The sequence below is a fragment of the Blastomonas sp. CCH1-A6 genome (assembly GCF_001556365.1).
GTDB lineage: Bacteria > Pseudomonadota > Alphaproteobacteria > Sphingomonadales > Sphingomonadaceae > Blastomonas > Blastomonas ursincola.
The window spans coordinates 1-9,580 of the sequence record NZ_LSIS01000435.1 but is presented as its reverse complement, the minus strand read 5'-3'; the positions used below and the strand labels follow the sequence as shown (position 1 = coordinate 9,580).

Genomic DNA, 9,580 nt, shown 5'->3' with positions numbered 1-9,580 from the left:
GGGCCCTATGCCCCTCCCATTCGCCCGCGAGCAGCGCCAGTCGGCGGTTGGTCAGCACGCCAAACAATCGATGACCCTGCAGGATCATCATGCCTTCGGTTCCTCGGCCGACCCGATATTGCTCCAGGGCCGCACCGATCGACTGCGCGACATCGGCCTTCGGGCAATCGCGAATGTGCGACCTCAGGTCGCCCCCATAAGCCGGATTGCGCAGCAGGGCATGGCCATAGGGGTTGAGCAGCAGGCGGCGCATATCACGCTCGAAAATGGCACCGCACGGTCGCCCCTCTGCGTCGAGCACCGGCAGCAATCGCAAGTCTGGATTGGCCTGAAAGCGGTCGATCACACTGACCAGCGTGTCGCCGTGCAGGATATGTGGCGGCTCGCGATCTGCCGCCGACAGCCAGTCGCCGATCCTATCCGATCGCGCATCTGCCCCGGATGACCCGGCGGAGGAAGAAAAGGCGGATGGCGACTGCATCATGCCCGAACAAATTATCGGAATCGTAGTAAACAAGCGCTTAAATATTTGTTACACTTTGAAGACATGGCAAAAATGTTCGTGCACCATGTTTCGGGTCGACCCGAACCGCTAACCGGGACTTTACCCATAGATGGATTCGAAAACATCCTGCCCGCCGAGACGCTGATCGTCGTAGGGGCGGGCATCCAGCGCTCGCACCCTTGCATGCCTGGCTCTTCCCCCGGCGCGCGGAAAGGCCGATGGAACCATGGGGTCGACGATCGCTGCTTCAGGCAGCCAGTTTCGTGTGCGCGCGGGCGCCGAGCCAGGCGGCAGATTGCAGCGTCAGCAGAACCGTTACCGACATCACCAGATAGGCGACCAGGCCGCTCAGCGTGCCCGATGGGATCGCCGCCAGCAGCAGCGTGTCATTGCCCCCAGGGATGAGCGATGCGCCAAGCGCCATCACTACACCACCGGCCAGCGACCGGGCCAGATCCGCCAGGCGGGGCGGCGTGTACACGAACGAGCGCGCAAGGAGGCCCGAGACCAGCGCGCCGCCCAGCAACGCGACGGCTGGCGCAAAGGCGCGGGCATCGCTGTGCATCTCCATCTGCCCGCGTCGCACGATGGCGCGCACCGCATCCGAATAAGCCCAGTTCGGTTCCAGCGCGAAGAGCAGCGCGCCGCACAGACCCATGGCGAGCATCATCACGCGCGGCCATGCAGGCCTTGCCCGCCCGGGTTCGATGGATCGGCCACGCTCGCGCCAGGCCCAGACCGCCAGCAGCGCAAAGCCGATGACAAGCGCGATGCCAGGCCACATCGGCGTTGCATGGACATTGCCCAGCGCCGGGCCGGCGGCCAGCAGCGGCTGCCGATCGGCCAGGGCAAAGCCCAGCGCCAGACCAAAGGGCAAGGCCAGAAAGCGGACCTCGCCCTGTCCGATCCGCGCCAGCGTACCCAGCAGGCAGGCATCGTTGATCACCGCGCCCAGCCCTATCAGCACCGCGCCGGACACCAGCGCGCCCGAGATCGGCACTTCGGACGCCAGATGGGCCGCAGGGCCGAGCAGCCAGTGCAGCGGCAACGTGATCGCGCCTGCGATTCCCATCGCGATGACAAAGCCCTGCAGCATGGTGCCGCGCCGATGCAGCAGGATCTCGCGCGAGGCGGTTACCGCGCAGGTGCTGCTGCCGCCGATCGCCATGCCGACGAGGAACGCGCATATCAGGACCAGGATCAGCAGCATGACGGCTCGCCGGGCCGGGCATCGGCATGAACGGACGGTCCATGAACCCTGGCAGCGCCAGATTGCATCGCATCACCCCCCCTTGACGGCATTGTGCAGGTTCGCTGGGAAGGCGGCTCCGGTTTCAGTCGCGCACGATTGCAGCCGCTGGCCCGCTCTGGCAAGGCAGGCCCGCGGCCGGGAATGTCCGGCCAATGTTGCCAAACAGGAGGGATGTTTGATGAATGTAGCCGAAGCCGTCGCCACGCGCAGGTCGATCCGGGCGTTCAAGGATAAACCGGTTCCGCTCGAGACGGTGCGGCGGGTGCTCGAACAGGCACGGATGACGCCTTCGGGCTGCAACTATCAGCCCTGGGAAGCAACGGTGCTGACCGGAGCGCCGCTCGCCGCGCTGCAGGAACGCCTGCTCGCCAGCCAGCCCGATGATCCACAGGAATATGACTTCGCCGCCCCCGGCCAGGTGCCGAAATATCAGGAGCGCCTCTCCAACCTGGGCAAGGCGATGTACGGCGCGATGGCGGTGGCGCGCGACAATTCGGAACAGCGCGCCGATTTCGTCAAAATGAACATGGTCTCGTTCGGCGCGCCAGTGTTGCTGCTGTGCCATTTCCCCAAGCTGATGAAGGAACCGCAATGGTCCGATTGCGGCATGTGGCTGCAGACGATCATGCTGCTGCTGCGCGGCGAGGGCCTGGACAGCTGTCCGCAGGAATATATGGGCGTCTATGGCCGCACGATCAAAGACCATCTGGGGATGGGGGACGACATCCTGCTGTTCTGCGGGCTAGGCATCGGCTGGCGCGATGAAGAGGCACCGGTCAACAATTTCGAGCGCGAGCGCGTGCCGCTCGACGAGCAGGTTACTTTCCTCGGTTTCGACTGATCGGGATCGGCGGATCGACGGCGCTGCGGGCTATTCGCTGCGTAGCGCCTCGATCGGCGAAAGGCGCGACGCGCGGATCGCGGGATAGCCGCCGAATACCAGCCCGATCACGCCCGAAAAGGCGATGGCGAGCAAGGCGGTATCAAGCCCGATCGGTGCGGGAAAATCCGCCACCTGCTGGAAGATCGCCGCCGCGACCATCGCCAGCAGGAGGCCGATGCCGCCGCCGATGATGCACAGCACCGCCGCCTCGACCAGGAACTGGTTGCGGATGTCGCTGCGCTTGGCCCCCAGCGCCATGCGCAGCCCGATCTCGCGGGTGCGTTCGGTGACGCTGACCAACATGATGTTCATGATGCCGATGCCGCCGACCAGCAGCGAGATCGAGGCGATCGCCACCAGCACCGCCTGGAAGATCTGCGTCACCTCGCCCGAGGTTTCCGCAATTTCCTTGGTAGTGCGCACCGTGAACGGCGTGATCTTGCCCTTGGAGACGCGATAGCGCGCGCGCAACAGGCTCTTGATCTCGCGGTCGCCGGCGACCAGCGTGTCCTCGTCCTCGAAGCCGACGAACAGCAAGGTGACATCGTCAGGCCCCTGCGCGGTGGCGGTGGACAGGCGCTGGCGCAACGTGGTGATCGGCACGACGATCTGGTCGTCATTGTCGTTGCCGAGGTTGCTACCCTTGCTTTCGAGCAGGCCGATCACGGTGAACGGCACGCGGTTGATCCGCACCTTCTCCCCGATCGGATTGACGTCGACGAATAGCTTGTCGGCCACAGTCTGGCCGATCACCACCACCCGCGCCGCCGATCCGACATCGCTCTTGGTGATGAAGCGACCATCGGACGTGCCGAGATTGGAGATGCTGCCAAAGGCCTCGGTAGAGCCGACCGCCTGGGTCGAGGCGCTGCGCCCGCCGGTGACCAGCTGCACGCTGGTGCGGATCTGCGGGGCGACCGCCACCACCCCCGGAACCTGGCGCGCGATCGCCTCGCCGTCGCGCTCGGTCAGGCGGCCGCGATCGCCGGGGCGCGGCGGGCCGTTGGCGCGTTCGGGCTCGGGCACCACGATCGCCATGTTCGAGCCCAGCGTCGCGATCTGCTCGGTCACCGAAACTTGTGCGCCATTGCCGACGGCGACCGCGAGGATCACCGAGAACACGCCGATCATCACGCCCAGCGTGGTCAGGATCGAGCGCATGAGGTTAGTGCGCAGCGCCGTGAACGCGATCGCGACATTGACGCCCCAGCCCGCCAGCGTGCCGAGCAGCCCGTTCATGCCGGCTCGGCCCGGCGGCGCGAGGTCACCGCAGCGTCCTCGATGACCTTGCCGTCGCGGAACACGATCCGCCGCGCGGCATATTCGGCGATATCGGGCTCGTGTGTCACTACGACCAGCGTGATGCCCTCGTCGTTGAGCTTCTGGAAGATGCCCATGATGTCGAGCGAGGTCTGCGTGTCGAGCGCGCCGGTCGGCTCGTCGGCGAGCAGGATCAGCGGATTGGTGACCAGCGCCCGCGCGATCGCCACGCGCTGCTGCTGCCCGCCCGATAGCTTGGCCGGGGTGTTGAGCAGCCGGTTGCCCAGCCCCATCGCCTCGAGCCGCGCCTGCGCGCGCTGGCGGCGTTCGGCAGGCCCGACCCCGGCATAGATCAGCGGCACCGCGACATTGTCCAGTGCGCTGGTCCGCGCGAGAAGGTTGAACTGCTGGAAGACGAAGCCGATCTTGCGGTTGCGGATCTCGGCGAGCTCGTCGCTGTTCAGCGTGCGCGTATCGATGCCGTCGAGCCTGAGCACGCCCGACGTCGGCACGTCGAGACAGCCGATCATGTTCATGAAGGTCGACTTGCCCGATCCGCTCGCGCCCATGATCGCGACGAATTCGCCCTGATCGATGCGCAGCGACACGCCGTTGACGGCGTGGACCATCTCTCCACCGATCACATAGTTCTTGATGAGATCCTGGGTCTCAAGAAGCGGCGCTGTCATCTTCGTCCGCATCTTCGCTCGGGGTCCTGGGCTTCAGCGACTTGGTACGCACCAGCACCTTGTCGCCCGGCTTGGTGCCCGACAGGATTTCCGTATAGTCGTCGCCCTCCAGCCCGATCTTCACCTGCTTGCGGACCGGACGATACGGGTCCGTTCCCGCCAGATAGACGAAATGCCGCGGCGCCTGCTTGCGATCCGGATCGCCCGGCTGCGGCTCCTCCTGCGCCTGACGGTCGGCCGCCTTGGGTCGGAAGCGCAGCGCACTGGTCGGCACGCGCACCACATTGGCCTTGGCCCCGGTGATGATCTCGACATTCGCGGTCATGCCCGGCAGCAGCTTGCCATCGAGATTGTCGACATCGATGATGACGAGATAGCTCACCACATTCTGCGTTTCGACCGGCGCCTTGCGGATCTGGCGGACGCGCGCGCGGAAAACGTCATCGGGATAGCTGTCGACCGTGAAGGTCACGTCCTGGCCTTCGCGGATCTGGCCGATATCGGCCTCGTCGACCGAAGCCTCGACCTGCATCTTGGTGATGTCGGCGGCGATCTCGAACAGATTGGGCGTCTGGAAGCTTGCAGCCACGGTGGTCCCCGGCTCGACCAGCTTGTTGATGATCACGCCGCTGGCGGGCGCGATGATGACAGTGCGGTTCAGGTCGAGCCGCGCCGAGGAAAGCTCGGCATTGGCCTGACGGATCTGCGCATCGCCGCTCTCGGTCTGCGCGGTGGCGACCTCCAGGGCATTGCGCGCGCTGTTGAGCCGGGTCTGCGCGGCGTCGAGATTGGCCTTGGACACGAACCCGCGCTCGGCCAGCGATTTCTGCCGCGCGTAATCGCGTTCCTGGATCTGCAACTCGGCCCTGGCGCGCGCCACATTGGCGGCGGTCTGCTGCAATCCGGCACGGGCGAGCGCGACCTGCGCCTCGATCTGCTGCACCCGCGCGCGCACCCGGGTCGGGTCGATCTCGGCGAGCACCTGCCCCTTGGTCACCGGCGAATTGAAATCGACATAGACTTTGGTGATCTGCCCCGACACCTCGGTGCCGACCTTGATCGTGTTGAGCGCGCGCACCTTACCGCTGGCCGAGACCACGCGCTCCACCGATCCGCGCGCCACGGTTTCGCCGAGATATTCGTAATCATGCTGGGCCGGGCGCACGGCCAGATAAGCAACATAGAGAAGGACAAGCGCGATCAGGGCGGACCAGATCTTGTGGCGCCCTATCCATGAACGCAATTTGCTCAGCATCTATATTGGCCCCATCCTGCCCTGTACCTGCGAACATAGAAGCTCGTCACGGGCATGGCCAGCGATGATGCGTGAAGATGCGGCATGGAAAAGAAATAGTCGCATTGGCCAGGAAATGCCGCGACGTGCGATCAGTCGCCCAGATCGATAGCGATGGGGTCGATGCGGGGCCGGCTTCCCAGGTTGAGGAAATACATCGCGGTCATCCACGACACTTCCTCGACAATCCTGTCCTCGTCGAGCAGCGGATCCTCGAGCAGCATCTCGATCGCCGTATAGGTCATCTGCTCGGACAGCCGCACGGCAGCCTTGAGCGTCTCGATCGGTACTTCGGGATAGATCTGCGCGACATGGCCGACATGCAGGTCGAGCACCTTGTCGCGCGAATCGTTACGGACTTCCTGCAGCACCGGCACCGAGCGGATCGCGCGCAGGATCCATAGACCGCCCGGCTGCGCGCGGGTGACCCGGATCAGTTCCTTGCGCAGCGCGATGTTCCACGCCACGACCTCGTCGAGCGAACGCGAGCCATAGGCCTCGTTGCGCATGAACCTGTCGACAACGGCATCCTGCGCCGCCATCAGCCGCTTGGCGAGTTCGGTCAGCAGCGCATATTTGTTTGGAAAATAGCGGTAGAGCGCGGGCGGCGTCATCCCGGCGCGTTCGCACACCAGATTGGTGGTCAGCTTTTCGAACCCGACTTCGGACAGGAGGTCGCCCGCCGTCGCCAGGATCATCTCGAACGTGTCCTTGCCCCGCTGGCGCTGGGGCGTCTTGGTGTCGAGATCAGGCCGCGTGGCCAGCCTTGTCGAAGATCCTTGGGTGACCATCCAGCGTCCATTTGGTTCAACGATGTCAGTGTCATAACACCGTGCGATCGGCTCGCAAGCCAAAGCTGGACGGGCCGCCCCCTGGGTCGGCCGGATGCCAGCCCCATCGCTATGCGGCTCTGCTGCCAAGGCAAGACCAGCGTGCCAGGCGGACCTGACACGCTGGTTTGCTGGGGCGCGACCCTCCAGGGCTATATCAATCGTCGATATTGCGGCGGAAGGTTTCCGGCAGGAAGATCAGGCCGATCACCACCGTCGCTGCTGCGACCACCACCGGATACCACAGGCCGTAATAGATGTTGCCGGTGGCCGCGACCATCGCGAAGGCTGTGGTGGGCAGGAAACCGCCGAACCAGCCGTTGCCGATATGATAGGGCAGCGACATCGAGGTGTAGCGGATGCGGCTGGGGAACAGCTCGACCAGCATCGCGGCGATGGGTCCGTAGACCATGGTCACCAGCATCGCCAGCGCCCAGAGGATCGCGACCACGGCGACCTTGTTGATCTTCGCCGTATCCGCCTTTTCGGGATAGCCCGCCGCGATGAGACCAGCCTTGAGCTCGTCCTGGAAGCTCTTGATCGCCGCCTTCTTGTCTTCGCCCGACAGCTTGCCGGCATCAGGCGCGGTGAAGGTCTTGTCGCCGATCCTCACCATCGCCACCGTTCCGGCTGCTGCCTCGGCATTGGCATAGCTGATGCCCGCCTTGGCAAGATAGGTCTTGGCGATGTCGCAGCTCGTCGTGTCGAAGCTGTTCTTGCCGACCGGGTCGAACTGGAACGAGCACTCGTCCTGATGCGCGCTGATCGTGACCGGGGCCGAGGCCTGGGCCGCGGCGAGCGCGGGGTTGGCGGCCTGGGTCAGCGCGCCGAACAGCGGGAAGTAGAGCATCGCCGCCAGCGCGCAGCCGCCCAGGATGATCGGCTTGCGGCCGATCTTGTCCGACAGCCAGCCGAAGAAGACGAAGAAGGGCGTGGCAAGCGCAAGCGCGATCGCGATCAGGATATTGGCGGTGGCGCCATCGACCCGCAGCGTCTTTTCCAGGAAGAACAGCGCATAGAACTGCCCTGCGTACCAGACCACCGCCTGGCCCGCGACCGCGCCCAGCAGCGCGACCAGCACCCAGCGGAGATTGCCCCATTGGCCGAATGCCTCGGTCAGCGGCGCCTTGGAAGTGGTGCCCTCTTCCTTCATCTTCTGGAAGACCGGGCTTTCGTTGAGCTGCAGCCGGATCCACATCGACACCGCGAGCAGCACGATCGAGATCAGGAACGGCAGACGCCAGCCCCAGGCGGCGAACGCCTCTTCGCCCAGCGCGAAGCGGAAGCCGATGACCACCAGCAGCGCCGCGAACAATCCGAAGGTCGCCGTGGTCTGGATCCAGCTGGTATAGAGCCCGCGCTTTCCTTCGGGCGCATGTTCGGCGACATAGGTGGCAGCGCCGCCATATTCGCCGCCCAGCGCTAGCCCTTGGGCGAGGCGCATGAGGATCAGGATGATCGGGGCGGCCACCCCGATCGAGGCATAGCTGGGCAGCAGGCCGACCGCGAAGGTCGAAAGCCCCATGATGCCCATGGTGACAAGGAACGTGTTCTTGCGCCCGACCAGATCGCCGATCCGCCCGAAGACGAGCGCGCCGAAGGGTCGTACCGCAAAGCCCGCGGCAAAGGCGGCAAGCGCGAAGATGAAGCCGGTCGTCTCGTTCACGCCCGAGAAGAACTGGGCGGATATGTACGTCGCCAGCAGGCCGTACAGGTAGAAATCATACCATTCGAACACCGTGCCCAGCGAGGAAGCGGCGATGACCATCTTCTCCCCCTGGGTCGCTTGGTGATGCTTGGGTAAAGCATCCTCATACACCGTAGCCATTGTACCCACTCCTCTGCTTGTGTCGTTAGAAGGTGTATTTCGCCGCCATCTCGACGCGGTCCATCTGCCCCTTCAATCCATTGGCCACTTCCCGCTCGGCGTGACGCACTTCGATGCCGATGTCGAGATTCTTGACCGGGGACCAGAACAGGTTGACCGCCGCGCTATAGGCGGAAACATTGGCGAGCCCGGGCACGAGCACGCCGCCGGGATAGTCGGCATGTTGGTAGCCTGCCGCGATCGTCGAGCGCAGATTGCCGGTCCAGCCGAGCTTCAATGAGCCGAAAGCCGCGAAATTCTCGACCTTCAGCAGCCGGTTGCCCAGCGCAATGCGGTCGTACAGCGCATCGGGCGCATAGCCGAGGCCGAGATAGCGGCCGATGCCGTCGCCATAGGTGGCGCTGAAGCGGATATCGTGGCGCTTGTCCGGGCCGAAGGCGAGCTTCCCGCCCGCCGAGATGCCCCAGCCGAGCGCGTCGTCGTCATTGCCGCCATCGTGCACCGAAAGCTGGCGCACCAGCCCTGCGACATGCAGGTCCAGGTTCGGCTGCTTGTAGACCAGCTTGGCGACCAGATCGGGCACGCGGTCCTGATCGTTGTCGGCCAATGCGGCGTTGGTGGTGTTGACCGTTTCGGTCTGCGGATTTTCCAGCGCGAGATGCAGTTCAAGGCCTTTCGCCAGCGGCTGGCGATACTGGACGATCATCTGGCGGACGAACACCGTGCCCTCGAGCGGACCGACGAAATCGGTGCTTTCGGGGAGCAGCGCGGGGTTCTGGAACGTGGTCCATTCCTGGCCGATCAGGAACTTGTCATAGGTCAGGAAAGCGCGGCGCAGCGTCGGCGTATAGGCATTGGTCGCACGCTGCGCGCCCGGCGGCGCGGTGGCGAGCGCGAAGTCGAATTCGATATGGCTTTTCAGTTCCTTGCCGCCCAGCGGGGTCGAGCTGGTGAAGAACAGTCGCGTCTGGCGCGCATTGGCCATGAAGTCGCGGGTCGAGGTGCCACCGACCGGGATCTGCTGCGGCAGGTAGAATTC

The 9,580-nt window shown here is 64.7% G+C and carries 9 protein-coding genes; 1 reads left to right on the top strand and 8 read right to left on the bottom strand.

Features of this window, described 5'->3' with window-relative positions:
- On the bottom strand, positions 1–484 hold a 484-nt coding region (locus tag AX735_RS19825; protein ID WP_231750188.1), incomplete at its 3' end, for a CBS domain-containing protein.
- 268 nt (positions 485–752) lie between these two features.
- Positions 753–1,715 (bottom strand): YeeE/YedE thiosulfate transporter family protein, encoded by a 963-nt coding sequence (locus AX735_RS19820; protein WP_066283917.1) that lies wholly within the window; start codon positions 1,713–1,715, stop codon positions 753–755.
- 220 nt (positions 1,716–1,935) lie between these two features.
- On the opposite strand from AX735_RS19820, the gene AX735_RS19815 reads away from it, so the two are divergent.
- Positions 1,936–2,598 carry a nitroreductase gene (locus AX735_RS19815; protein WP_066283915.1) on the top strand — a complete coding sequence of 221 codons (663 nt, stop codon included), beginning with the start codon at positions 1,936–1,938 and terminating at the stop codon, positions 2,596–2,598.
- A 30-nt stretch (positions 2,599–2,628) separates the two neighbouring features.
- On the opposite strand, the gene AX735_RS19810 is transcribed toward AX735_RS19815, so the two are convergent.
- From AX735_RS19810 to AX735_RS26100, 6 genes are all read right to left on the bottom strand, one after another.
- Positions 2,629–3,879 carry an ABC transporter permease gene (locus AX735_RS19810; RefSeq protein WP_066283912.1) on the bottom strand — a complete coding sequence of 417 codons (1,251 nt, stop codon included), beginning with the start codon at positions 3,877–3,879 and terminating at the stop codon, positions 2,629–2,631.
- Positions 3,876–4,589 (bottom strand): ABC transporter ATP-binding protein, encoded by a 714-nt coding sequence (locus AX735_RS19805; RefSeq protein ID WP_060979409.1) that lies wholly within the window; start codon positions 4,587–4,589, stop codon positions 3,876–3,878. The genes AX735_RS19810 and AX735_RS19805 overlap by 4 nt, the downstream gene beginning before the upstream one ends.
- A complete protein-coding gene (locus tag AX735_RS19800) occupies positions 4,570–5,844 on the bottom strand; it encodes an efflux RND transporter periplasmic adaptor subunit (protein ID WP_066283909.1) in 1,275 nt (424 codons plus the stop codon). Before AX735_RS19800 ends, AX735_RS19805 begins: the two co-directional genes overlap by 20 nt.
- A gap of 131 nt (positions 5,845–5,975) precedes the next feature.
- Positions 5,976–6,674, bottom strand: a complete 699-nt coding sequence (locus AX735_RS19795) for a TetR/AcrR family transcriptional regulator (RefSeq protein ID WP_082751216.1) — start codon at positions 6,672–6,674, stop codon at positions 5,976–5,978.
- Between the two features lie 196 nt (positions 6,675–6,870).
- Complete coding sequence (locus tag AX735_RS19790; RefSeq protein ID WP_066283906.1) at positions 6,871–8,541, bottom strand: MFS transporter; 1,671 nt, start codon at positions 8,539–8,541, stop codon at positions 6,871–6,873.
- A 25-nt stretch (positions 8,542–8,566) separates the two neighbouring features.
- A partial coding sequence (locus AX735_RS26100; protein WP_066283902.1) for a DcaP family trimeric outer membrane transporter occupies positions 8,567–9,580 on the bottom strand: 1,014 nt, incomplete at its 5' end.

Excerpts from the sequence above, each read along its gene's own strand:
- AX735_RS19820 (WP_066283917.1), bottom strand. The coding sequence starts at position 1,715 with ATGCTGCTGATCCTGGTCCTGATATGCGCGTTCCTCGTCGGCATGGCG.
- AX735_RS19815 (WP_066283915.1), top strand. The coding sequence starts at position 1,936 with ATGAATGTAGCCGAAGCCGTCGCCACGCGCAGGTCGATCCGGGCGTTC.
- AX735_RS19810 (WP_066283912.1), bottom strand. The coding sequence starts at position 3,879 with ATGAACGGGCTGCTCGGCACGCTGGCGGGCTGGGGCGTCAATGTCGCG.
- AX735_RS19805 (WP_060979409.1), bottom strand. The coding sequence starts at position 4,589 with ATGACAGCGCCGCTTCTTGAGACCCAGGATCTCATCAAGAACTATGTG.
- AX735_RS19800 (WP_066283909.1), bottom strand. The coding sequence starts at position 5,844 with ATGCTGAGCAAATTGCGTTCATGGATAGGGCGCCACAAGATCTGGTCC.
- AX735_RS19795 (WP_082751216.1), bottom strand. The coding sequence starts at position 6,674 with ATGGTCACCCAAGGATCTTCGACAAGGCTGGCCACGCGGCCTGATCTC.
- AX735_RS19790 (WP_066283906.1), bottom strand. The coding sequence starts at position 8,541 with ATGGCTACGGTGTATGAGGATGCTTTACCCAAGCATCACCAAGCGACC.